Origin of the sequence: Streptomyces ziwulingensis, from assembly GCF_039542605.1 — a bacterium.
In the GTDB taxonomy this organism is placed as follows: domain Bacteria; phylum Actinomycetota; class Actinomycetes; order Streptomycetales; family Streptomycetaceae; genus Streptomyces; species Streptomyces ziwulingensis.
Map to the genome: position 1 here is coordinate 299,369 of NZ_BAABIG010000007.1, position 22,204 is coordinate 321,572.

The window sequence follows — 22,204 nt, forward strand, 5'->3', positions numbered from 1 at the left end:
TCCGCTTATTGCGTACGATGTGCAGGTGCGCCCTCACGACTACAGCATCCGCCCCGCGACGCCGGACGACCTCGGCCCCGCCCGAGCCGTCATGCTCGACACCGTCTACCGCGACTTCGGGAGCGGCTACGTGCCCCGGTGGCACGGGGACATCATCGATCTCGACGCGGCGTACCTCGCGCCCGCGCGGCACGCGCTGCTCGTCGCCGTCGACGCGGACGGCGAGGTCGTCGGGACCGGGGCGCTGGACTCCCGGGGGCCCGCGCATCCGCCGAACCCCGCGCACGTCGCCGAGCGGTACCCCTCCGGCGCGACCGCGCAGCTCCGGCGCGTCTACGTGCGGCCCGGGCACCGGCGGCGCGGGCTGGCGCGCGCGCTCGTGGACGAACTGCTCGCCTTCGCGGCGGCGGACGGCGGGTACCGGGCGGTCTACCTGCACACCGACCCCGCGGTCACCGGCGCGGAGCCGTTCTGGCGGTCGCTCGCCAAGGTCGTGCACGACGAGCGCGAGGACGCGGGCGGGGGCCAGGGGATCGTGCACTTCGACGTGCCCCTGCCCTGACCCGGCCCGCCGCTCACGGTCCCTGGCCCGCGGTTCACGGCCCGCGGTTCACGGCCCGCAGGAGGCCGGCGATGAGCGGTCGTTCTCGTGGAAATGATTTTCATGTAGGCTGATCCCCCGTACCGGCCCGCACCTCCGACCTGCCCGAACTCGATCGAACCGAGGACCATGCGCTCCCACCGCCGCCTTCGGCTGCTCGCCCCCTTCCTGCTCGTCCCGCTCATATCGAGCTGCTTCTCCTCCGGCGGCGACTCGGCATCCGGTTCCGGTTCCGGTTCCGGTTCCGACGGTGACGGTGACGGCTCCCGGCTGCGCGTCGCCCTCGCCTTCCCGCCCGCCGAGAACCTCTCGCCGTACGGCGCCGACGCCACCCTGCTCAGCAGGCTCGGCGTCACCGAGGGGCTGACCTCGCTGGACGCCAACGGCTCCGCCGCGCCCGCGCTCGCCTCGTCGTGGCAGCGGAAGACCGACACCACCTGGACGTTCACGCTGCGGGAGGCGACCTTCCAGGACGGGAGCGAGGTCACGCCGAAGGCCGTCGCCGACTCCCTCGCGCACGCCGTCGGGGCCGAGCCCGCGCCCGCCGCGCTCTCCGGAGTCGGTCTCAGCGCCGAGGCCGACGGCGCCGAGGCCGTGACGATCACCACCGACGAGCCCGACCCCGTACTGCCGCTGCGGCTCTCCAGCCCGTCGCTCGCCGTCCTGTCCGCCAAGGCGTACGCGAAGGACGACCGGGTCAGCCCCGTCGGCACCGCCACCGGGCCCTTCGAGATCACCGAGGTGAACGGGTCCACCTCCGCCTCCCTGGACCGGTTCGACGCGTACTGGGGCGGCCGGGCCCAGGCGTCCGGCATCGACGCCCGGTTCATCGCCGACGGCACCGCCCGCGCCAACGCCCTGCGCACGGGCGAACTCGACATCGCCGAGGCCGTACCCGTCTCCCAGGCCGCCACCCTCGACCGGGAGACGCGGCGGGACACCGCCACCACCCGCACCACCAGCCTCCTGCTCAACTCCGCCTCGGGTCCGTTCAAGGACGCCGGACTCCGGGCCACCGCCCGCCTCGCCCTCGACACCTCCGTCTTCGCCAAGGACGTCTACGAGGGGTACGCCGACCCCGGAGCGGGCATCTACGGCCCCGCCGTCACCTGGGCGGCGGGAAAGCGCGCGGACCCCGTCGGCCGGGCCACCGCCGAGCGGGCCACCGGACAGACGATCAACCTCGCCACCTACGACAACCGGCCCGAACTGCCCGAGGTCGCCCAGGTCGTCAAGGAGCAGTTGGAGAAGGGCGGGTTCAAGGTGAAGCTCACCGTCCGCGAGTACTCGCGGCTGGAGAGCGACGCCCTCGACGGCAGGTTCGACGCGGTCGTCCTCGCCCGCAACACCCTCCTCGACACCGGCGACCCCGTCGCCGTCCTCGCCGGCGACTACGGCTGCGACGGCGGTTTCAACATCGCCCAGCTCTGCGACAAGGACGTCGACCGGGCCATCGCCACCGCCGAGAAAAGCGCCGACAGCGGCGAGCGGCAGGACGCCGCGATGGCCGCCGAGGCCCGCGTCCTCGGTACCGACGCCGTGCTGCCCCTCGTGCACCAGCGGATCATCACCGGCGTCGGCCGCGGCGTGCGGGGCGTCGTCCTCGACCCCTACGAGCGCGCCCTCGTCGCCGCGGGAACCCGGCGCTGACCGATGCGCCAGCAGGTGACGGCGGCGGTGTGGCGCCTCGCGCTCGCCGCCGCCCTCGTGTGCGGGATCGGCCTGCTGCCCTGGCTGACCAGGACCGATCCCGCCCTGACCGTCCTCAAGGCCCGCTCGGCCGAACGCGACCCCAGCCCCGAGGTGCTGGCCGCCGTCCGCGACCAGCTCGGCCTCGACGCCGGACCGCCGCACCTCCTCGGGCAGTGGCTCGGCGGACTGATGCGCGGCGACGCGGGCCGGTCCTGGATCTCCGGGACCGAGGTCCTGCCCGGCGTCCTCCAGGCGCTGGGCGCCTCCCTGCTGCTGATGGGCGTGGCGCTCGCCGTCGCCGTGCTCACCGCCGGGGCGGTCTGCGCCCGGACCCTGCGGCTCGGCGCGCGGCGCCGGCTCGGCGGCCGCCGGCGCGGGGGCACCGGCGCCGCCGTGCTCGCCGCGCTGCCCGAGTTCCTCGTCGCCTCCGTCCTCGCCACCGTCGTCGGCGTCCAGCTCGGCTGGCTGCCCGCGCTCGGCTGGTACGGGCCGCAGTACACGCTGCTGCCCGCGCTCGCCCTCGGCCTGCCTGCCGGAGCGGTGCTCGGACGGCTCCTCGACGACCTGCTGCCGGGTGCCTTCGGCGAGCCCTGGGCGGTGGCCGCCGCCGCCCGGGGACTGCCCGGCCGGCACATCGCCCGGCAGGCGGTCCGCCGCTGCGTGCCCGCCCTGCTGCCCAACTTCGGCCTGTTCGTCGTCGGCCTGACCGGCGGCGCCGTCGCCGTCGAACAGATTTTCGACATTCCCGGGCTCGGCCGCACCACCCTCCAGGCCGCCCTCGCCCAGGACCTGCCCGTCCTCCAGGCCGGCACCCTCGCGCTCCTGCTGCTCGCCGCCGCGGCCACCGGCGCCACCCGCCTCGCCGCGCACCTGCTGACCGGGCCCGCCCTGCGCGACGGCGCCCTGTCCACCCTGCACCGGCCCGCGCCCCCCACCCGGAACGTGCTGCCCTACGTCCTCGGCGCCGTACTCCTCGTCGTCATCGTGCTCGGGCTGACCCGCGACCCGCTGGCGCTCCAGACCGGCGAACGGCTGCGCGCGCCCTCCCCCGCCCACCCCTTCGGCACCGACGCCCTCGGCCGCGACCTGCTCGCCCGGGTCGGGCACGGCGCCCTCGACACGCTCCTGCTCGCCCTCTCCATCACCGTCGCCGCGCTCCTGGTGGGCGTGCTCCTCGGGCTGCTGCCCCGGCTGTCCGGACCGCTGGTGGACACCGTGAACGCCGTGCCGCCGGTGCTGCTCGCCCTGCTGGTCACCGCCGTCGCGGGCAGCGGCACCGCCACCCCCGCGCTCGCCGTGACCGCCGTCGCCTGGGCCCCGCTCGCCGCACACACCTCCTCGCTGCTCCGGCAGGAACGCGCCACCCTGCACGTCCTCGCCACCCGGGGCATCGGCGCGGGCCGCTGGTACCTGCTGCGCCGCGAACTCCTGCCCGCCGTCCTGCCCCCGGTCGTCCGGCACGCCCTGCTGCGGCTGCCCGGCGTCGCCCTCGCCCTCGCCTCGCTCGGCTTCCTCGGCCTCGGCGCCCAGCCGCCGTCCCCCGAGTGGGGCCTGCTGCTCGCCGAGAACCAGCCCTACGCCGAACGCGCCCCCTGGGCCGTCCTCGCCCCCGCCGTCGTCCTCGCCCTGCTGGGCGCGCTGGCCGTCACCGCCGCCGGGGCAGCGGGGCGAACCCGCCGGCGCCGCACCCGTCAGGCGGCGGCGACGGCCGCCGAGCGGGAACCGGTGGGCGCGCGATGACCTCCACCCCCTCCACGCCCTCTACTCCCTCTACTCCCTCCACCCCCTCCACCCCCGTCACCACGGCCCGCACCGCCGTGCCCGGCCGCCCCCGCCTCTCCCCGCTGCTGCGGCTGCTCATCCTCACCCAGCTCGCCTTCAACCTCGGCTTCTACGCCGTCCTGCCCTTCCTCGCCGAGCACCTCGGGGACGGCATCGGCATGGCGGGCTGGCTGGTCGGCCTGGTGCTCGGGCTGCGCACCTTCAGCCAGCAGGGGCTGTTCGTGGTGGGCGGGGCGCTCGCCGACCGGTACGGCATCCGGCCGGTCGTGCTCGCCGGATGCGCGCTGCGGATCGCCGGGTTCCTGTGGCTCGGACAGGCCGGCACCACCCCCGCCGTCGTCGGCGCGGTCCTGCTCATCGGGTTCGCCGCCGCCCTCTTCTCGCCCGCCGTGGAGTCCGAGGTGGCCCGGCAGGCGGTGCTGTGGGAGCGGGAGGGCGGCGGGCCCCGGACCCGGGTGCTGGCGCTGTTCACCGTCGCCGGGCAGGCCGGGGCGCTCGCCGGACCGCTGCTCGGCGCGCTGCTGCTGGGCGTGGACTTCACGACGGCCTGCCTCGCCGGGGCCGGGATCTTCGTCCTGGTCCTCGCGGGCCACGCGTGGCTGCTGCCGCAGCACCTTCCCGGGCGGGCCCGCGTCCGGGCCAGGGGCGGGGCGCGGCTGCTGCTGCGCAACCGCCCCTTCCTCGCGCTGTGCTGCGCGTACGGCGCCTACCTGCTCGCCTACAACCAGCTCTACCTCGCGCTGCCCGCCGAAGTGGAGCGGGCGGCCGGTTCGCAGGCGCCGCTGGCCTGGCTCTTCGCGCTCTCCTCGCTGCTGGTGGTGACCGCGCAGTTGCCGGTGACCCGGTGGGCGGGGGAGCGGCTGACGCCGCGCCGGTCCATGGTGGCCGGGCTGGTGCTGATCGGCGCCGGGTTCGCGGCCGTCGCGGCGGCCCGGCCCGCCGCGTGGACCGGGACCGCCGGGCTGCTGCCCGCCGCCGGGTTCGTGGTGCTGCTCACCGTCGGCCAGATGCTGGTCGCGCCGGTCGCCCGCGCCTGGGTGCCCGACCTCGCCGAGGACGGACGGCTCGGCCTGTACACGGGAGCGCTGTCCTCGGTCTCGGGGCTGATCGTGCTGCTCGGCAGCTCGGTGACCGGCTCCCTGCTGGACAGCGGGCTGCCGGCCGCCGTGCCCTGGCTGGTGCTGGCCGCCGTACCGCTCGCGGCCGTCGCCCTGCTGCCCCGGCGTCAGGGCGCGACCAGCTCCCGCACCGGAGCCTGAGCCACGCCGGCCGTCCCCGCGCGGGACGTCCGCCACAGCCACCCCACGTCCCGGCCGAACGACCAGACGAGCATCGCCAGCGCGCACAGCACCACCCCGGCGCCGACCGGGTACGGCAGCAGTTCCGGGCCCGCCGCGAGCAGCAGTACGCCTTGCAGCGCGGCCACCGTCTTGCGGGCGGTGCTCGGCGGCAGCGGGGCGGCCAGCCACGGCAGGAGGCGGGCCGCGGCGACGAAGGCGTACCGCATGCCTCCGATCAGCAGCACCCACGGGCCCAGCCGCACGGACACGTACACGCTGAGCACCAGGATCAGGAAGGCGTCCACCTCCATGTCGAAGCGGGCGCCGAACGCGGTGGCGGTGCCGGTGCGGCGGGCCACCCGGCCGTCGACGCCGTCGAGGAGCAGTGCCACGGCCACCATGCCGACCAGCGGGGCGGCGGGCGGCGCGGCCCGGAAGGAGTCCGCGACCAGGGCCGTCACCCCGCCCACCAGGACGGCCCGGCCGAGGGTGACACGGTTGGCGGGGCCGAAGGCGCGCGGCCGGGTGCGGCGCAGGGCCCGGGAGAGCACCGCCCAGGTGGCGAAGGCGAAGACCAGACCGGTGAGCCAGCCCGCCGGGCCCATGCCGATCACCGTCCCGAGCAACGCCAGCAGCAGGATCTGCGCGCCCGCCCCCGCGGCGGTCTCCCGCTGGACGGGCCTGACGTCGTCACTGTGGTTCAGGGCCACCGAACACCCTCCGGCCGTGTACAGAGTCGATCAGCGCCGCTACCTTGTGCGCGGCCCTGTGCCCCTCGGTACGTGAGCCCGTCCCGGACCGTTCAGGAGGACCCCGATGACCCGCACCGCCGCCGCCTTCTGGCTCGACCGGCCGGGGCGGGGGGTGATCCGCCCGGTGGAACTGCCCGAGCCGGGCCCGGACGAGGTCCTGGTACGCACCCTCTTCACCGGAGTCAGCCGGGGCACCGAGACGCTGGTGTTCGACGGCCGGGTGCCCGCGAGCCAGCACACGGCGATGCGGGCGCCGTTCCAGGAGGGCGACTTCCCGGGCCCGGTCAAGTACGGCTACCTCAACGTCGGCGTGGTGGAGGAGGGACCCGGCGCCCTGCTCGGCCGCACCGTCTTCTGCCTCTACCCCCACCAGACCCGTTACGTCGTCCCGGCCGCCGCCGTCACCCCCGTACCGGCGTGCGTGCCGGCCGGGCGGGCGGTGCTCGCCGGGACCGTGGAGACGGCCGTCAACGCCCTGTGGGACGCGGCGCCGCTGATCGGCGACCGGATCACCGTGGTCGGCGGCGGCATGGTCGGCTGCTCGGTGGCCGCGCTGCTGGCCCGGTTCCCCGGCGTCCGCGTCCAGTTGGTCGACACCGACCCCGCGCGGGCCGAGACCGCCGCCGCGCTCGGCGTCGCGTTCGCCGCGCCCGGCGACGCCCTGGGCGGCCGCGACCTCGTCGTGCACGCCAGCGCCACCGAGCAGGGCCTCGCCCGCGCCCTGGAACTGACCCGCGCCGACGGCACGGTCCTCGAACTGAGCTGGTACGGCGACCGGTACGTGCGCGTTCCACTCGGCGAGGACTTCCACTCCCGGCGGCTGACCGTGCGCGGCAGCCAGGTCGGCACGGTGTCCCCGCGCGCGGCGGGACGTACGTACGCCGACCGGCTCGCGCTTGCCCTCGACCTGCTCGCCGACCCCGCCCTGGACGCCCTCGTCACCGGCGAGTGCGCCTTCGAGGAACTGCCGCGGACCATGCCGGGGCTCGCCGCCGGGGACCTGCCGGCGCTGTGCCACCGGGTGCGGTACACGTGACGGGCCGGTCCCCGGGCCGGTTTCCGCGCCGGCGGTGCTGAACGCGGGAAGTCGACCGCCCGTAGTAGACAGCGACCCGCGCGCCGAACCGCGGGATCAGACGCACCACACCTGGAGGGTCGCCCGTTGTTCAGCATCACCGTCCGCGATCACCTCATGATCGCCCACAGCTTCCGTGGCGAGGTCTTCGGGCCCGCGCAGCGTCTGCACGGAGCGACGTTCCTGGTGGACGCCACCTTCCGGCGCGAGCAGTTGGACCAGGACAACATCGTCCTCGACATCGGCCTGGCCACCCGCGAGCTGGGGGCGGTGGTCGGCGAACTGAACTACCGCAACCTCGACGACGAACCCGGCTTCGCCGGCGTCAACACCTCCACCGAGTTCCTGGCCAGGGCGATCGCCGACCGGCTCGCCGAGCGCGTGCACGCGGGCGCGCTGGGCGAGGGCGCCCGGGGCCTGGCCGGCCTCACCGTCACCCTGCACGAGTCGCACATCGCCTGGGCGAGTTACGAGCGTGCGCTGTGAACGACACGACGACCGGCGCCCTCGCCGGCCCGCCCGCCGACCTGGTCGCCGGCCCGGCGACCGGCGCCGGCGCCGGCCCGGTCCGCGGCACCACCGACCGGAAGCGGCTCGCCCGCGTACCCGCGCAGGCGACCGCCCCGGGGAACGGCGATCTCCTCCCCATGTCCCTGCGCTCCGTGCACTTCGTCCTGCCCGGTGGCGTGGACGATCCGGCCGCGCCCAGCGGCGGCAACGCCTACGACCGGCGCGTCGCCCTGGACCTGCCCGGCTTCGGCTGGCGGGTGCGCCCGGTCGTCGTGGACGGCGACTGGCCCCGGCCCGCGCCGGACGCCCGCGCCGGACTCGCCCGCGCGCTCGGCCGGCTGCCGGACGGCGCCGTCGTCCTGCTGGACGGGCTGGTCGCCTGCGGCGTACCGGAGATCGTCGTCCCGGAGGCGGCACGGCTGCGCCTCGCCGTCCTCGCACATCTCCCGCTCGGCGACGAGACCGGACTCGAACCGGCCGTCGCCGCCGACCTGGACGCCCGGGAACGCGCGGTGCTGCGGGCGGTGCCGGCCACCGTCGCCACCAGCGAGTGGGCGGTGCGCCGCCTGATCGCCCACCACGGCCTCGACCCCGGCCGCGTCCACCTCGCCGTCCCCGGCGCCGACATCGCGCCCCTCGCCCCCGGCACCGACGGCGTCTCCCACCTGCTGTGCGTCGCCGCGGTGACCCCGCGCAAGGGGCAGCACCGGCTGCTGGAGGCGCTCGCCGCGGTACCCGAACTGCCCTGGCACTGCGTGTGCGTCGGCGGGCTCGGCCACGACCCGGCGTACGTCCAGCGGTTGCGGGAGCGGATCGGCGCGCACGGCATCGGGGACCGCTTCGAACTGGCGGGGCCGCGGACCGGCGCCGGCCTCGACGCCGCGTACGCCGCCGCCGACCTGATGGTCCTCGCCTCCTACGCCGAGACCTACGGCATGGCGGTGACGGAGGCGCTGGCGCGCGGTGTCCCGGTGCTGGCGACGGACGTCGGCGGGCTGCCGGAGGCGCTGGGCCGGGCCCCCGACGGGGGCGTGCCGGGCATCCTGGTGCCGCCCGAGGACCCCGCCGCCCTCGCGGCGGAGCTGCGCGGCTGGTTCGGCGAGCCGGACGTGCGCCGCCGCCTCAAGGCCGCCGCGCGCGGCCGCCGGGCGTCCCTGACCGGCTGGGCGGCCACCGCCCGGAGCCTCGCCGGCGTACTGCGCCTGCTCCCCGACGGCCGGCCCGGGAGGGCGGCGTGAGAAGGCCGCCGGCCCACCTCCCGACGCCGCCGCCGGCCGCGGGGGAGGTGATCCCGGGCGCCGGTCCCGTCGACCGGTCCGCCCCGCGGCCGCCGGAGGACACCCCGCGGCAGCCGGCCCGCTACGCCCCCGAGTGGCTGCGGCTGCGGGAGGCGGCCGACGCCGCCGCGCGGGCCCCCGAGACGCTGGGGCCCCTGCGGGACCGGCTCGCCGGGTGCGCCGACGGGTTCACCGTGCACGACCTGGGCTGCGGCACCGGATCGATGGGCCGCTGGCTGGCGCCGCGGCTCGACGGCCCGCAGCACTGGACCCTGCACGACCGCGACCCGTACCTGCTGCACTTCGCCGCCGCCGGCGCCCCGCGGACCGCCGCCGACGGCAGCCCGGTCACCGTGGAGACCCGGCGCGGCGAACTCGCCCGGCTCACCCCGGCCGCCCTGCGGGGAGCGGCGCTGGTGACGGCGTCGGCGCTGCTGGACGTGCTCACCGCCGAGGAGGTCGGCACGCTCGCCGCCGCCTGCGCGGGAGCCGGGTGCGCGGCGCTGCTGACCCTCTCCGTCGCCGGACGCGTCGAACTGAGCCCCGCCCACCCCCTGGACGCACCGGTCGCCGAGGCGTTCGACGCCCACCAGCGACGCGGCGGACTGCTCGGCCCCGACGCGGTGTGGACGGCGGTGGACGCCTTCACCGGGCACGGCGCGACCGTACGGGTGTGCCCGAGCCCGTGGCGGCTCGGGCCCGGCGAGGCCCGGCTCACCGCCGAGTGGCTGCGGGGCTGGGTCGGCGCGGCCGTCGAGCAGCGTCCCGGGCTGCGGGCGCGGGCGCGGACGTACCTCGCGCAGCGGCTCGCGGCGTGCGCGGCGGGGGAGTTGCGGGTGGTCGTCCACCACAGCGATCTGCTCGCCCTGTGCCGCCGGCCGGCCGGCGGCGACCGGTGAGCGCGCGGCCGGTGCTGCGGCGCCACCTCGGCGGCCTCGCCGGTGGCGCCGTGCTCGCCGCGCTGGTGTGGCGGCTGGGCGGCGGCGCGTTCCTGGACGGGCTGCGGCGCATCGACGGGCCCGCGCTGCTCGCGGCGGCCGGGATCGGCGTGCTCACCACGGTGTGCAGCGCCTGGCGCTGGACCCTGGTCGCCCGGGGGCTGCGCATCCGGCTGCCGCTCGGCCCGGCCGTAGCCGACTACTACCGCGCGCTGTTCCTCAACGCCGCGCTGCCCGGCGGCGTCCTCGGTGACGTGCACCGCGCGGTACGGCACGGGCGCTCGGCCCTGGGCCGGGGCGTGCGGGCCGTCGTCCTCGAACGCGCCGCGGGACAGGCCGTACTGGCCGTGGTGGGCGCCCTGGTACTGGTGACCGCGGCCTCCCCGGTGCGGGACGAAACCCGGCGGCTGCTGCCGCTCCTCGGCCTCGCGGCGCTGGGCGCCGGCGCGGTCACCGTCGCGGTCCGGGCCGGCCGGGCCCGCGCGCGGACCGGCCGACAGCCCCGGCGTGCGGGGCGCGGCGAGGACCGCCGCGGCCCGCTGCCGCTGCGCGACTGGGCGGGGATCGCGCTCTCCTCGGCCGTGGTCCTGGCCGGGCACCTCGGCATGTTCCTGCTCGCGGCGCGGGTCGTCGGCACCCCGGCCTCCGCCACCGCCCTGCTGCCCCTGGCCGTACTGGCGCTGCTCGCGATGAGCCTGCCGCTCAACCTCGGCGGCTGGGGCCCCCGGGAGGGCGTCACCGCCTGGTCGTTCGGCGCGGCGGGGCTGGGGACGGGCAACGGCCTCGGTGTCGCCGTGGTCTACGGAGTGCTGAGCCTCGCGGCGAGCCTGCCCGGCGCCGTCGTCCTGGTCGCCCGCCGCCGTGACCCCGGCACGCGTCAGGCGAACCAGGCGCACCAGGGGGACGGTGCGAACCAGGAGAACCGGGCGAACCAGGAGAACCGGGCGAACCAGGCGAACGGTGCGCCGCCCGGGGCCCGCTCCGCGCCCGAGCGCCGCTACCCGCGTTCGCCTCCCGGCGTCCCCTCCGCCGCGCCCTCGCTCTCCCGCGTCAGCAGCGCGAAATACGCCCCGAAGGAATCCACGAGGCTCGCCAGCAGTTTCTCGCCCTTCTCCGCCGAGGCCAGTGAGGGGCGGCCGATGACACCGGAATCGGTATAGGCGGACATACCGAGGGAGAGCAGATGACGCCGGTCGTCCGCGACGAGATCGGCATTCTCATAGCCGGGCCGTACCTGTTCCGGATGGGCGTGCAGGAGAACGGAGGTCTCGATCTCCCCGGCGTGCATGTCGGTCAGGAGCGAGGTGGTGACACCTGCCCGCAGTCGGGCCGCCTCCCAGTCCTCGGCCGCCGGGAACAGCGCCGCCCGCTCACCGCGCGCGGAGGCCTCCTGCACGACGTTGCCCAGGACGTAGTTCCCGCCGTGCCCGTTGACCAGCACCAGCGCCGCCACGCCCGACCGGCGCAACGAGGCCGCTATGTCCCGCACCACCGCGTGCAGGGTCGCCGCGGAGATGCTCACCGTCCCGGGCCAGGCCGCGTGCTCGTGCGAACAGGAGATCGTCACCGGAGGAAGGAGGTGCACCGGGTGGGCGGCGGCGATCGCGCCGGCCACGGCACAGGCCACCAGCGTGTCGGTGGCCAACGGGAGGTACGGCCCGTGCTGTTCGAAGCTCCCGACCGGCAGCACCGCCACCTGCCGCCCGCCCCCGGCCGCCCGCCGGCGCACGTCCTCCGTGGTGTCCGCCACGACCGTCCCCGGGAACGGCCCCCGTATTCCCGCAGCATCCCTCATCGCACGGCCTTTCCGCTGACTCTGGGAACCCAGACGACAGACCCTAGGAATCCGAGAATGATGACAGAAGAAGTGGGCGTACCGGGCCCGAAGTCCATGCCCCGCACCGACGTGGAACGCGTGGTGACTGTCCCTTTGCCCACGGTCCACGGGCAGTTCCGGGCGGTCGGTTACCACGACCACGAGCGCGGCGACGAGCAGGTGGCCTTGGTCCACGGCGACCCCGGCGCCGACCGCGTCCTCACCCGGCTGCACTCGGAGTGCCTGACGGGGGACGCGTTCGGCTCCCGGACCTGCGAGTGCGGCGACCAGCTCGCCGCCGCGCTGCGCGCGGTGGCCGCCGAGGGCGCCGGCGTCGTCGTCTACCTGCGGGGCCACGAGGGCCGCGGCATCGGCCTGCTCGCCAAACTGCGGGCGATGGCCCTCCAGGCGGAGGGCCTGGACACGGTGGAGGCCAATGTGGCGCTCGGGCTGCCGGTGGACGCCCGGGACTACGGGGCCGCCGCCCGCATCCTCACCGACCTGGGCGTCCGCTCGGTCCGCCTGCTCTCCAACAACCCGCGCAAAAGGGAGGCGTTGGTACGGCACGGCATCCAGGTCGCCGAGCAGGTGCCGCTGCTCATCCCGCCGTGCGAGAGCAACCTCACCTACCTGCGGACCAAGCGGGAGCGCATGGACCACCACCTGCCCCACCTGGACGCGGTGGCCCACCTGTCCTGACCCGGGCGCCGGCCCGCCCGGCCGGCGCTCTCAGCCGACGACCGCCTCGTGCACCAGGCGCTTGAGGTCCCGGAAGAGCGTGTGCGAGGACTTCGGCCGCACCTGCGTCATGAACTGCACGGTCAGGTCCCGGCCCGGGTCGACCCAGAACGTCGTCGTCGCCACCCCGCTCCAGCCGTAGGTGCCGAGCCCGGAAGGCACCTGGGTGCGGGACGGGTCGGTCACCACGGAGACACCGAGGCCGAAGCCGACGCCGTCGTTGCCGGGTTCGTCGTGGGCCGGGCGACTGCCGAAGGCGCGCAGGTCGGCGCCGCCGGGCAGGTGGTTGCGGGTCATCAGGTCCACCGTGCCGGGGGCGAGCAGCCGAGTGCCGTCGAGGGTGCCCCGGCGGCGCAGCAGCTCCGCGAAGCGGTGCACGTCGTGCGCGGAGGCGACCATGCCGCCGCTGCCGGAGAGGAACGTGGGCCGCCCGCCGCGCAACGGCAGCCCGGGGATCGGCTCGATGCCGCCGCCGTCCTTCTCCCCGTACAGCTCGGCCAGCCGCCGCCCCTGCTCGTCGTCGACCTGGAACCCGGCGTCCGCCATGCCGAGCGGCGTGAAGATCCGCTCGGCGCAGAACTCGTCCAGCGGCCGGCCGCTCACCACCTCCACCACCCGCCCGAGCACATTGCTGGCGACGGAGTAGTTCCACTGCGTGCCGGGTTCGAACTGCAGCGGCAGGCTCGCGTACAGATCCACCGTCTCGGCGAGGTCCGCGCCGGGCCTTACCGACGACTCCAGGCCCGCCGCGCGGTAGAGGGCGTCGACGGGGTGGGAGTGGTAGAAGGCGAAGGTCAGTCCCGCGGTGTGCGTCATCAGGTGCCGGACCAGCAGGGAATTGTCGGCGGGGCGGGTGGTGACGCCCGGCGCCTCGCCGCCGGCGTAGACCCGCGGCTCGGCGAAGGCGGGCAGATGCCGCGCCACCGGATCGTCGAGGGAGAGCAGCCCCTCCTCCACCAGCATCAGCGCGGCGACGGAGGTGACCGGCTTGGTCATGGAGTAGATCCGCCACAGCGTGTCCGCCGTCACGGGCAGGCCGGCGGCGACGTCCCGGTGGCCGTGCGCGGTGAGATGGGCGACGCGCCCGCCGCGGGCCACGGCCACCAGGAAGCCGGGCAGCCGGCCCTCGTCCACCTCGTGCGCGAAATGCCGGTCCAGCCGGTCGAGCGCCTTCCCGTCCAGTCCCGCCTCGTCCGGGTCGGTCTCCTGCCGCAGCCGTGCCATCGCTCTCCTCCGTAGATCGTCGGGGTGGGACCGGCATACCCCACGCGGCCCGCCTCAGACCTCCCGACCGGGGACAACACGCGAACCCGCCCGGTATCGGGGCCTGTTCGGCGCCGCCCGGCCGATGCCCGGCCCCCTCCCGCCCGGTTACGCCGCGAGCGCCCCGCGGCACCTGGAACTCGTCCGCGCCGCCGCCGCGCCCGTGCTTCCCCGCCCCAACCCCTACTGGAACGAGTGGGGAGTCACCGTCGAGGACCCGGACGGATACCGGCTGGTGCTGTGCCGGCGGGGATGGGCCACCGGCCAGCGAGGACATCCCGGCTGAAAAAAGGGCCGCTGAGGTTTGGGACGCAGGTGTCCGAAAGGGCCTATATATGAAAGTGTTCCCGGAGGTGTTGGAAGACCGATCCCAGGGGGCCCCACCGAATGACCTCGCCCACAGTGCGCAGCGGCACGCCCGAGGACATCGACGCGATGACGGCGATCCTGACCGAAGGCTTCGCGGAGGACCCCGTCATCCGGTGGCTGTTCACCACACCGGAGCGTTACGAGCGCCTCGCGCCCCGGCTGCTGCGGTGGATGGTCGGCGAGGCGGTGACGGCCGGGGACGCGTTCCTCGTGCCGGACAAGGGCGTCCTCCTCGGCCGCCCCTCCACCGCCATCGAGAGCGACGCGGAGTGGGCGGAGGCCGAAGACCAGCTCCGCGACGCCTGCGGGGACGCCGCGGACAACGTGCTCGAATACTTCCGTACCGCGCGCAAGAACCACCCGACGGGAGAACCTCACTGGTACGGAGAGGCGCTCGCCGTCCGGCCGGGACACCGCAACCAGAACGTCGGCACCCTCCTCATCGGGCACTGCGTCCGCACCTACCCCGGGCTGCCCGTCTACGGAGACGCGTCGAGCCCCGAGAGCGCCAGGCTGTACGTGCGTCTCGGGGCCACCGCCCTCGGGACCTACCGGCTCGCCGACGACGTCGAACTGACGTCGGTGTGGGACGTGGGGCGCCTGCTGAGATGATCGAGCGGACCGCCGCGCGGGAACGTCAGGCCGACGCCTTCTCCCGCCGTGCCGCCTCCTCGCGGGGCCGCTCGCCGAGCTGTTCGGTGGGCACCAGGTGCGTCTCACGGGCCGTCAGCGCGGCGATCACCGGGGGCACGCACAGCGCCGCCGTGAAGAGCGCCACCGCCGACCAGTCGTCGCCGTCGGGACCCGCGATCCGCGCGGCGAACGTCACGGCGAACCCGGACACCGCGAAGCCGATCTGGGTGCCGATCGCCACGCCGGACAGCCGGACCCGGGTCGCGAACATCTCGCCGTAGAAGGCGGGCCACACGCCGTTCGCGGCGCTGTAGACCACGCCGAAGCAGAGGATGCCGAGCAGGAAGGTGAGCGGGTAGGAGCCCGTCGAGACCGCCCACAGGTATCCGGACATCGCCACCGCGCTGCCGGCCGCGCCGATCAGGAAGACCGGCCGCCGGCCGATCCGGTCCGACAGCGTCGCCCACAGCGGGATCGCGGCCAGCGCGACCACGTTGGCCAGCGCCCCCACCCACAGCATCGCGGTACGGGACATGCCGACCGAGTCGCTGGTGGCGTACGCCAGCGCCCAGACCGTGAAGATCGTGGACACCGAGGCGATGAGCGCGCCCCCGACCACCCGCAGCACGTCCGCCCAGTGCTCGCGCGCCAGCACCACCAGCGGCATCCTCACCACGCCCGCGGCGGCGGCCTGCTTCTCGAAGGCCGGCGTCTCGTCCAGGTTGCGGCGGATGAAGTAGCCCACGCCGGCGACGGCGACGCTCACCCAGAACGGCACCCGCCAGCCCCAGGAGAGCAACTGCTCCTCGGGCAGCGCGGCGACCGGGATGAAGACCAGGGTGGCGAGCAACTGTCCTCCCTGGGTGCCGCTGAGGGTGAAACTGGTGAAGAAGCCGCGCCGGTCCCCCGGCGCGTGCTCCAGCGTCATGGAGTTGGCGCTCGCCTGCTCCCCGGCGGCCGAGATGCCCTGGAGGACGCGGCACAGCACCAGCAGCACCGGCGCGAGCGTGCCGACCTGGTCCCGGGTGGGCAGACAGCCGATCAGGAACGTCGACAGACCCATGAGCATCAGCGTGAAGATCATGATCTTCTTGCGGCCCAGGCGGTCGCCGACGTGGCCGAGGAAGAACGCGCCGACCGGGCGGGCGGCGTACGCGACACCGAACGTGGCCAGGGAGAGCAGCGTGGCCGTCGCCGGGTCCGACTCGTCGAAGAAGACCTCGGGGAAGATCAGTGCGGCGGCGCTGCCGTAGATGAAGAAGTCGTAGTACTCCAGGGCACTGCCGATCCAGGCGGCGGTCGCCGCCTTCTTCGGCTGCCCGGGCGGGGCCTCGGGGGCGGTGGCGGGGACGGACACGGCGTTGCTCCTTCGGGGGACTCCACCGCAGGCGGAGAGAGCGGAGGGGAGAAGTGCCGGACGGCTAATTAACCCACTGGATAGTTAGTCGCGGTTGGGTAGGGATGTTGCGCCGAGGTTTCCTGGGTGTCAAGGGGTGAAGGCGTCCGGGCGGCCCCCCGGCGTCAGCCCGCCGCCCGCTCCGCCGTCAGATAGGCGATCACCATGTCGCCGAGCATCGCCCGGTAGTGCCCGCGCCGGCCGGGATCGACCAGATCGCGGCCGAACAGGGCGCCGAAGGTGTGCCGGTTGGAGACCCGGAAGAAGCAGAAGGAGCTGATCATCGCGTGCAGGTCGACGGCGTCCACGTCGGCGGTGAACAGGCCCGACTCCTGGCCCGCCGCCAGGATCCGGCGGATCACGTCCAGCGCGGGGGAACCCATCCTGCCGAGCTTCTCGGAGGCCGCGATGTGCTCGGCGCCGTGGATGTTCTCGATGCTGACCAGGCGGATGAAGTCCGGGTGCCGCTCGTGGTGGTCGAAGGTCACCTCGGCCAGCCGCCGGATCGCCGCCACCGGGTCCAGGTGCTCCACGTCCAGCCGCTGCTCGGCCTCGCGGATGACGCCGTACGCCCGCTCCAGGACCGCGGTGAAGAGCTGCTCCTTGCCGCCGAAGTAGTAGTAGATCATCCGCTTCGTGGTGCGGGTGCGGGCGGCGATCTCGTCGACCCGGGCCCCGTCGAAGCCGGCGCGGGCGAACTCCCCGGTGGCCACGTCGAGGATCTCGGCCTGGGTGCGGGCGGCGTCGCGGATCCGCCCGTTGGATCGTGCCGGTTCTTCGACGCTGGTCATCGGGTTCCTTAGGCTGGGGCTGCGGCCGGTGCCGTGATTCTAGAAGCCCGCCCCGGACCGCCGCCGCGCGCCGACCAGGTCTTCCCCGGGCCCTCACCTGGCTGCTATTACTAACGTACTGGTTCGTACATTAGGCGCCCGCTCAGGAGGTCCGGATGGCCAAGGACTCGTATCTCGTCGGACTGATCGGCGCCGGCATCGGCCCGTCCCTCACCCCGGCCCTGCACGAGCGGGAGGCCGACCGGCAGGGCCTGCGCTACGTGTACCGGCTGCTCGACATCGACGCCCTCGGCGCGCCGCCCGAGGCGGTGGGCGACCTGCTGCGCTCCGCCCGCGACCTGGGCTTCGACGGGCTGAACATCACCCACCCGTGCAAGCAGCTCGTCATCGAGCACCTCGACGGGCTCTCCCCGCAGGCCGAGGCGCTCGGCGCGGTCAACACCGTCGTCCTCGACGGCGGCCGGGCGGTCGGCCACAACACCGACGTCACCGGCTTCGCCGCCTCCTTCGCACGGGGCCTGCCCGACGCGCCGCTGGAGCGGATCGTGCAGCTCGGCGCGGGCGGGGCCGGCGCCGCCGTCGCGCACGCCACGCTCACCCTCGGCGCGGGCCGGATCACCGTCGTCGACCCGCTGCCCGAGCGCGCCGCCGCCCTGGCCGGCTCCCTGAACCGGCACTTCGGCACCGGCCGGGCCGACTCCGCCGCCCCCGACGCCCTCGCCGGGCTCCTCGCCCGCGCCGACGGCGTCGTGCACGCCACCCCCACCGGCATGGCCGCCCACCCCGGCCTGCCGTTCCCCGCCGAGCTGCTCCACCCCGGACTCTGGGTCGCCGAGGTCGTCTACCGGCCGCTGCGCACGGAGCTGCTCCGCACCGCCCGCGCCCTGGGCTGCGCCACGCTCGACGGCGGCGGCATGGCCGTCTTCCAGGCCGTGGACGCGTTCCGCCTCTTCACCGGGCGGGAACCCGACAGCACCGGGATGCTCGCGGACTTCCGCGAGCTGGCCGGCCCCGTGACGACCCCCCGGTAGAGGCGCGCAGCAGGGGCGCGGCCCCGCGACAGGAAGAGGTACCGCCGTGCGTACGTCCATCGCCACCGTCTCCCTCAGCGGCTCGCTCACCGAGAAGCTGACGGCCGCCTCCCGGGCCGGCTTCGACGGTGTGGAGATCTTCGAGAACGACCTGCTGGCCAGCCCGCTGACACCGGAGGAGATCCGCTCCCGCTGCGCCGACCTCGGCCTCACCATCGACCTCTACCAGCCGATGCGGGACACCGAGGCGCTCCCCGAGGAGGACTTCGCCCGCGCCCTGCGCCGCGCCCGGCACAAGTTCGAACTGATGCGCAGGCTCGGCGCCGACACCGTCCTGGTCTGCTCCAGCGTCGCCCCGCAGGCGGTGGACGACGACGACCTCGCCGCCGCCCAGCTCAGCCGGCTGGCGGACCTCGCCGCCGGCTCCGGCGTCCGGATCGCCTACGAGGCGCTCGCCTGGGGCCGGCACATCAGCACCTGGGACCACGCCTGGCGGGTCGTCCGCGCCGCCGGCCACCCCGCCCTCGGCACCTGCCTGGACAGCTTCCACATCCTGTCCCGCAGCGCCGGCCCCGAGGACGTCGAGGGGATCGCCCGCATCCCCGGTGAGAAGATCTTCTTCCTCCAGCTCGCCGACGCCCCCCGGCTCGCCATGGACGTCCTGCAGTGGAGCCGCCACTACCGCTGCTTCCCCGGCCAGGGCGGCTTCGACGTCGCCGGACTGGTACGGCAGGTCCTGCGCACCGGCTACGACGGCCCGCTCTCCCTCGAAGTGTTCAACGACGTCTTCCGGCAGGCCGAGGCCGGTCCGACGGCCCGGGACGCCCAGCGCTCGCTGCTGCTGCTCCAGGAGGAGGTCGCTCTCGCCGCGCCGCCCGCGCCCGTCGTCCCCACCGGCGTCGCCTTCGCCGAACTCCTCACCCCCGACGCCCAGCCCGTCGCCGCCCTGCTCGGCGCGCTCGGCTTCACCCGCACCGCCCGGCACCGCGGCAAACCCGTCGACCTGTTCCAGCGCGACCAGGCCACCGTGCTGGTCAACACCGGGCCGGCCGAGCGCCGCGACGGCACCCGCCTGGCCGCCGTCGGCCTGGCCTCGCCCGACCCCGCCGGGGCGGTCCGCCGCGCCGAGGCCCTGCTGGCCCCGGTGCTGCCGCGCCGCCGCGCCGCCGAGGACGCGGCACTGGAGGCGGTCGCCGCCCCCGACGGCACCGAACTGTTCTTCTGCGCGGCCCCCGGGGCGGACGGCCCCGACTGGCGGGCCGACTTCGAGGCGGCCGGTCCCGCCCCCGAGGCCGGGGCCGTCTGCCGCATCGACCATCTCGCCCTGACCCAGCACTGGCACCACTTCGACGAGGCCGCCCTCTTCCACCGCAGCGTCCTCGGCCTGCGCCCGCAGGAGAGCGTGGACGTCGCCGACCCCTACGGCCTGCAGCGCAGCCGCGCCGTCACCAGCGACGACGGCGGCGTCCGCATCGTGCTGAGCGTCGGCGCCGCCCCCAGCGACGACACCGTCCACGCCCAGCACCTCGCCTTCGGCACCGACGACGTGGTCGCCGCCGCCCGCCGCTTCCGCGCGGCCGGCGGCCACCTGCTGCCGATCCCCGCCAACTACTACGACGACCTCGCCGCCCGGTTCGAGTTCGCCGACGGGGAGCTGGAGACCTACCGCGAACTCGGCATCCTCTACGACCGCGACGCGTACGGCGAGTTCCGGCACTGCTACACGCGCACCGTCGGCCACGTCTTCGTCGAACTCCTCCAGCGCGACGGCGGCTACCGCGGCTACGGCGCCCCGAACGCGGCCGTACGGCTGGCCGCCCAGCACGCCTGAGCGCGGCGGCGGGCGGTCACTGCCGGTTGACGGTGCGGGTCACGCCCGCGATCACCGTGGAGGCCAGTATCCAGCCCAGGACGATGAGGAGGTAGGCCAGCCACTGCTGGTGGTCCTTCGGCGCGAACGCCGACTCCTGTCCGAAGGAGACGATGGGCAGCAGCAGGTCGAGGGTGTAGAAGACCGGGTTGAACTGCGGTGCCTCGGACGGCTTCAGCGGCGCGGGCGGGTGCAGCCCGTAGGCGAGCGAGCCGGCCGCGAGCAGCGACAGCAGCCAGCCGCCGGCCCGCAGCGGCCGGAACCCGTAGCCGACGGCGGCGTCCTGGAGATGCCCCCAGAGGCGGCCGTACCAGGGCAGGGTGCGGCGGTGCCGGCGCTGCTTGGCGAGCTGGACCGTGCGGGCCGCGCCGTCGTCGCCGATCCGGCGGTAGGACGCCGCCAACTGCTCGTAGGCGTAGGGCACATAGCCGTCGCCGTCCCGCTCCAGCATGGCCAGGCGGTGGGCGGCGGGCTCGTGCGGGCTCAGCGCGGTGTATCCTAGGTCGCTCAGGCACACCTGGTCCGGCACCATCTCCGGCGCCAGGGTGAGGTGGTCGATCCGCGCCCGGCGCAGGTTGAGGGCGCCCGTCAGGCGTTCGCCGCCGCGCAGCCACAGTTCGCCGATGACCGAGCTGCTCGCCCGCAGCGCCGTGTCGCCCGGTTCGGACAGGTGCGCGTGCAGCAGGTCGAGGGTGCCCGGGACGCGCGCGCCGCGGAAGTCCAGGCGCCCCCGCGCGCGCAGGCAGCGCGCGCCCACCCCCGAGCCGACGCTGAGGTACTGGGCGTCCAGGGCGACGCCCCCGGGTGCGTCCAGTTCGGCGTCGGCCAGTCCGATCCGGCCCGCGACCGAGGCACCGGTGAGCCGGGTCTGCCCGCGTACCCGCAGCCCCGGGGCCCACAGGTCGGCGCCCAGGACGGCCTGGTTGAGCTGGAGCACCGGCTCCCCGGCGTCCGGGGCGTCGATCCGCGCGCCCTCCAGGTACAGGCTCCCGGCGATCTCCGCCCCGGCGAGCCGGACCAGCCCGTGGAACCGGGTCCGGGTCATCCGCAGTACGCCGTCCACCCGGATCGCGTGCGCGACCAGTCCGGGCAGGACGGACTCACTGAGGTTCAGCTCGCGCAGCCGGGCGGCGTAGCACCGGGGCACTTCCTCGAAGTGGCAGTGGCGCAGCCGTACCGGATGCTCGATCGTCGCGTACTGGAGTTCGAGGCTTCCGGTGATCCGGGCGCCCGCCAGACCGAGCGAGGCGATCTCGCCGTCCGCCCGGTCACCGCCCAGCAGGAGCGCGCGCAGCACGGCGGCCCGCACGGTCCGCTCCGGCCCCCACGAGCCGCCCTCGGCCGGGTCCTCGTCGTCCGCCGCCCGGAAGTCCACCCGCTCGCCGCGGGGAAAGGCCCGCCACACCCGGGCCTCGGCCGGCGTCAGCTCGTTGATCTCCATCAGCCGGGACTCTGACGCGGCGGCCGGGGCCTGTCAACCAGGCCCCGGCCGCCGGGAGTCGGACCTCGGGGATCACGGCTGCGCGTTCCACTCCGCGATGACGGGCCGGTCGTGCTCGGTGGAGAGGCGGCTGAGCGTTCCCGTCGCCAGTTGGAACAGCCGTCCGTCGGCCGGCCGCAGCCCGAGCCGGCGGGCGGTCAGCACCCGCAGGAAGTGCCCGTGCGCCACGAGCGCCACGTCACCGACGGCGAGTGCCTCCGCCACGGTGGCCAGCACCCGGTCGGCACGGCGGCCGATCTGCTCGGGCGACTCGCCGGGGCTCTCCGTACCGGGCGGCACCCCGTCGGTCCACAGGTCCCAGTCGGGCCGGGAGCGGTGGATGTCCCGGGTGGTGACGCCCTCGTAGCCGCCGTAGTCCCACTCGCGCAGGTCGGCGTCGGGCACCGCGCCGACCAGGCCGGCCAGCTCGGCGGTGCGCACGGCACGGTCGAGCGGGCTGGTCAGCACCAGGGCGAAGGGCCGCCCGGACAGCACCGGGGCCAGGGACTTGGCCTGCTCCTCACCGCGGGGGGTGAGGGGCAGGTCGGTGTGGCTGGTGTGCTGCCCGGACAGGCTCCACTCCGTCTCGCCGTGGCGCAGCAGCAGCAGATCTCCCACGGCGGGCTACTTGGCGGATTCGACGGCGTGGCCGCCGAACTGGTTGCGCAGCGCGGCGATCATCTTCATCTGCGGCGAGTCGTCCTGGCGGGAGGCGAACCGGGCGAAGAGGGAGGCGGTGATCGCGGGCAGCGGCACGGCGTTGTCGATGGCCGCCTCGACGGTCCACCGGCCCTCGCCGGAGTCCTGCGCGTAGCCGCGCAGCTTCTCCAGGTGGTGGTCCTCGTCGAGGGCGTTGACGGCGAGGTCGAGGAGCCAGGAGCGGATGACCGTGCCCTCCTGCCAGGAGCGG

At 75.2% G+C, this 22,204-nt stretch carries 19 protein-coding genes and 3 pseudogenes; 14 read left to right on the forward strand and 8 right to left on the reverse strand.

Translation table 11 applies throughout. The annotated features are described in order from the left end of the window. The first annotated feature begins 25 nt into the window (after positions 1-25). From ABEB00_RS04170 to ABEB00_RS04185, 4 genes are all read left to right on the forward strand, one after another. Positions 26-562: a GNAT family N-acetyltransferase gene (locus ABEB00_RS04170; protein ID WP_345617484.1), complete on the forward strand. Its 537-nt coding sequence runs from the start codon at positions 26-28 to the stop codon at positions 560-562. Positions 563-730: 168 nt separating this feature from the next. After that, positions 731-2,251, forward strand: a complete 1,521-nt coding sequence (locus ABEB00_RS04175) for an ABC transporter substrate-binding protein (protein ID WP_345617485.1) — start codon at positions 731-733, stop codon at positions 2,249-2,251. Between the two features lie 3 nt (positions 2,252-2,254). Then, positions 2,255-4,033, forward strand: coding sequence for an ABC transporter permease subunit (locus ABEB00_RS04180; protein ID WP_345617486.1), 1,779 nt, complete (start codon positions 2,255-2,257; stop codon positions 4,031-4,033). After that, positions 4,030-5,334: an MFS transporter gene (locus ABEB00_RS04185; protein WP_345617487.1), complete on the forward strand. Its 1,305-nt coding sequence runs from the start codon at positions 4,030-4,032 to the stop codon at positions 5,332-5,334. Before ABEB00_RS04180 ends, ABEB00_RS04185 begins: the two co-directional genes overlap by 4 nt. On the opposite strand, the gene ABEB00_RS04190 is transcribed toward ABEB00_RS04185, so the two are convergent. Then, the gene (locus ABEB00_RS04190; protein ID WP_345617488.1) at positions 5,301-6,065 is read right to left on the reverse strand and encodes a CDP-alcohol phosphatidyltransferase family protein; all 765 of its coding nucleotides are present in this window, start codon (positions 6,063-6,065) and stop codon (positions 5,301-5,303) included. The genes ABEB00_RS04185 and ABEB00_RS04190 overlap by 34 nt on opposite strands. 106 nt (positions 6,066-6,171) lie before the next feature. Between ABEB00_RS04190 and ABEB00_RS04195 the strand changes: the two genes are divergently transcribed. The 5 genes and pseudogenes from ABEB00_RS04195 to ABEB00_RS04215 all read left to right on the forward strand — a co-directional run. Beyond that, positions 6,172-7,143 carry a zinc-dependent alcohol dehydrogenase gene (locus ABEB00_RS04195; protein WP_345617489.1) on the forward strand — a complete coding sequence of 324 codons (972 nt, stop codon included), beginning with the start codon at positions 6,172-6,174 and terminating at the stop codon, positions 7,141-7,143. A gap of 126 nt (positions 7,144-7,269) precedes the next feature. Further along, the gene (locus ABEB00_RS04200; protein WP_345617490.1) at positions 7,270-7,668 is read left to right on the forward strand and encodes a 6-pyruvoyl trahydropterin synthase family protein; all 399 of its coding nucleotides are present in this window, start codon (positions 7,270-7,272) and stop codon (positions 7,666-7,668) included. Beyond that, positions 7,665-8,930 (forward strand): glycosyltransferase family 4 protein, encoded by a 1,266-nt coding sequence (locus ABEB00_RS04205; RefSeq protein ID WP_425586426.1) that lies wholly within the window; start codon positions 7,665-7,667, stop codon positions 8,928-8,930. Before ABEB00_RS04200 ends, ABEB00_RS04205 begins: the two co-directional genes overlap by 4 nt. Next, on the forward strand, positions 8,927-9,868 hold the full coding sequence (locus ABEB00_RS04210; protein WP_345617491.1) for an SAM-dependent methyltransferase: 942 nt from the start codon (positions 8,927-8,929) through the stop codon (positions 9,866-9,868). The genes ABEB00_RS04205 and ABEB00_RS04210 overlap by 4 nt, the downstream gene beginning before the upstream one ends. A 65-nt stretch (positions 9,869-9,933) precedes the next feature. Next, positions 9,934-10,671: pseudogene (locus ABEB00_RS04215) on the forward strand (lysylphosphatidylglycerol synthase transmembrane domain-containing protein); the annotation flags it as partial. A gap of 233 nt (positions 10,672-10,904) precedes the next feature. Here ABEB00_RS04215 and ABEB00_RS04220 read toward each other — a convergent pair. After that, entirely contained in the window at positions 10,905-11,702 is a 798-nt protein-coding gene (locus tag ABEB00_RS04220; RefSeq protein ID WP_345617492.1) for a creatininase family protein, read from the reverse strand. 60 nt (positions 11,703-11,762) lie between these two features. Here ABEB00_RS04220 and ribA point away from each other — a divergent pair, with 60 nt between their 5' ends. Continuing rightward, the gene (ribA, locus tag ABEB00_RS04225; RefSeq protein WP_345617493.1) at positions 11,763-12,422 is read left to right on the forward strand and encodes a GTP cyclohydrolase II; all 660 of its coding nucleotides are present in this window, start codon (positions 11,763-11,765) and stop codon (positions 12,420-12,422) included. 30 nt (positions 12,423-12,452) lie between these two features. On the opposite strand, the gene ABEB00_RS04230 is transcribed toward ribA, so the two are convergent. Beyond that, positions 12,453-13,685, reverse strand: a complete 1,233-nt coding sequence (locus tag ABEB00_RS04230) for a serine hydrolase domain-containing protein (RefSeq protein WP_345617494.1) — start codon at positions 13,683-13,685, stop codon at positions 12,453-12,455. A 208-nt stretch (positions 13,686-13,893) separates the two neighbouring features. Between ABEB00_RS04230 and ABEB00_RS36005 the strand changes: the two are divergent. Continuing rightward, positions 13,894-14,010 (forward strand): annotated as a pseudogene (locus tag ABEB00_RS36005) (hypothetical protein); the annotation flags it as partial. Positions 14,011-14,111: 101 nt separating this feature from the next. After that, positions 14,112-14,705, forward strand: a complete 594-nt coding sequence (locus tag ABEB00_RS04240) for a GNAT family N-acetyltransferase (RefSeq protein WP_345617495.1) — start codon at positions 14,112-14,114, stop codon at positions 14,703-14,705. A 25-nt stretch (positions 14,706-14,730) separates the two neighbouring features. Here the strand turns inward: ABEB00_RS04240 and ABEB00_RS04245 are convergent, their stop codons facing one another. Together ABEB00_RS04245 and ABEB00_RS04250 are read right to left on the reverse strand one after the other, a co-directional pair. After that, positions 14,731-16,083 (reverse strand): MFS transporter, encoded by a 1,353-nt coding sequence (locus ABEB00_RS04245; RefSeq protein ID WP_345617496.1) that lies wholly within the window; start codon positions 16,081-16,083, stop codon positions 14,731-14,733. A 164-nt stretch (positions 16,084-16,247) separates the two neighbouring features. Next, positions 16,248-16,913: a TetR/AcrR family transcriptional regulator gene (locus ABEB00_RS04250; RefSeq protein WP_345617497.1), complete on the reverse strand. Its 666-nt coding sequence runs from the start codon at positions 16,911-16,913 to the stop codon at positions 16,248-16,250. A gap of 155 nt (positions 16,914-17,068) precedes the next feature. Between ABEB00_RS04250 and ABEB00_RS04255 the strand changes: the two genes are divergently transcribed. Beyond that, positions 17,069-17,944: a shikimate dehydrogenase gene (locus tag ABEB00_RS04255; protein WP_345617498.1), complete on the forward strand. Its 876-nt coding sequence runs from the start codon at positions 17,069-17,071 to the stop codon at positions 17,942-17,944. Between the two features lie 46 nt (positions 17,945-17,990). Beyond that, the gene (locus ABEB00_RS04260; RefSeq protein ID WP_345617499.1) at positions 17,991-19,775 is read left to right on the forward strand and encodes a bifunctional sugar phosphate isomerase/epimerase/4-hydroxyphenylpyruvate dioxygenase family protein; all 1,785 of its coding nucleotides are present in this window, start codon (positions 17,991-17,993) and stop codon (positions 19,773-19,775) included. Between the two features lie 16 nt (positions 19,776-19,791). Here the strand turns inward: ABEB00_RS04260 and ABEB00_RS04265 are convergent, their stop codons facing one another. The 3 genes and pseudogenes from ABEB00_RS04265 to ABEB00_RS04275 all read right to left on the reverse strand — a co-directional run. Next, positions 19,792-21,255 (reverse strand): membrane-associated oxidoreductase, encoded by a 1,464-nt coding sequence (locus tag ABEB00_RS04265; protein ID WP_345617500.1) that lies wholly within the window; start codon positions 21,253-21,255, stop codon positions 19,792-19,794. Positions 21,256-21,327: 72 nt separating this feature from the next. Continuing rightward, positions 21,328-21,912 carry a histidine phosphatase family protein gene (locus ABEB00_RS04270; RefSeq protein WP_345617502.1) on the reverse strand — a complete coding sequence of 195 codons (585 nt, stop codon included), beginning with the start codon at positions 21,910-21,912 and terminating at the stop codon, positions 21,328-21,330. Positions 21,913-21,918: 6 nt separating this feature from the next. Beyond that, positions 21,919-22,204: pseudogene (locus tag ABEB00_RS04275) on the reverse strand (6-phosphogluconate dehydrogenase); the annotation flags it as partial.

Excerpts from the sequence above, each read along its gene's own strand:
- ABEB00_RS04230 (WP_345617494.1), bottom strand. The coding sequence starts at position 13,685 with ATGGCACGGCTGCGGCAGGAGACCGACCCGGACGAGGCGGGACTGGAC.
- ABEB00_RS04195 (WP_345617489.1), top strand. The coding sequence starts at position 6,172 with ATGACCCGCACCGCCGCCGCCTTCTGGCTCGACCGGCCGGGGCGGGGG.
- ABEB00_RS04255 (WP_345617498.1), top strand. The coding sequence starts at position 17,069 with ATGGCCAAGGACTCGTATCTCGTCGGACTGATCGGCGCCGGCATCGGC.
- ABEB00_RS04265 (WP_345617500.1), bottom strand. The coding sequence starts at position 21,255 with ATGGAGATCAACGAGCTGACGCCGGCCGAGGCCCGGGTGTGGCGGGCC.
- ABEB00_RS04175 (WP_345617485.1), top strand. The coding sequence starts at position 731 with ATGCGCTCCCACCGCCGCCTTCGGCTGCTCGCCCCCTTCCTGCTCGTC.
- ABEB00_RS04180 (WP_345617486.1), top strand. The coding sequence starts at position 2,255 with ATGCGCCAGCAGGTGACGGCGGCGGTGTGGCGCCTCGCGCTCGCCGCC.
- ABEB00_RS04240 (WP_345617495.1), top strand. The coding sequence starts at position 14,112 with ATGACCTCGCCCACAGTGCGCAGCGGCACGCCCGAGGACATCGACGCG.
- ABEB00_RS04185 (WP_345617487.1), top strand. The coding sequence starts at position 4,030 with ATGACCTCCACCCCCTCCACGCCCTCTACTCCCTCTACTCCCTCCACC.
- ABEB00_RS04220 (WP_345617492.1), bottom strand. The coding sequence starts at position 11,702 with ATGAGGGATGCTGCGGGAATACGGGGGCCGTTCCCGGGGACGGTCGTG.
- ABEB00_RS04250 (WP_345617497.1), bottom strand. The coding sequence starts at position 16,913 with ATGACCAGCGTCGAAGAACCGGCACGATCCAACGGGCGGATCCGCGAC.
- ribA (WP_345617493.1), top strand. The coding sequence starts at position 11,763 with ATGACAGAAGAAGTGGGCGTACCGGGCCCGAAGTCCATGCCCCGCACC.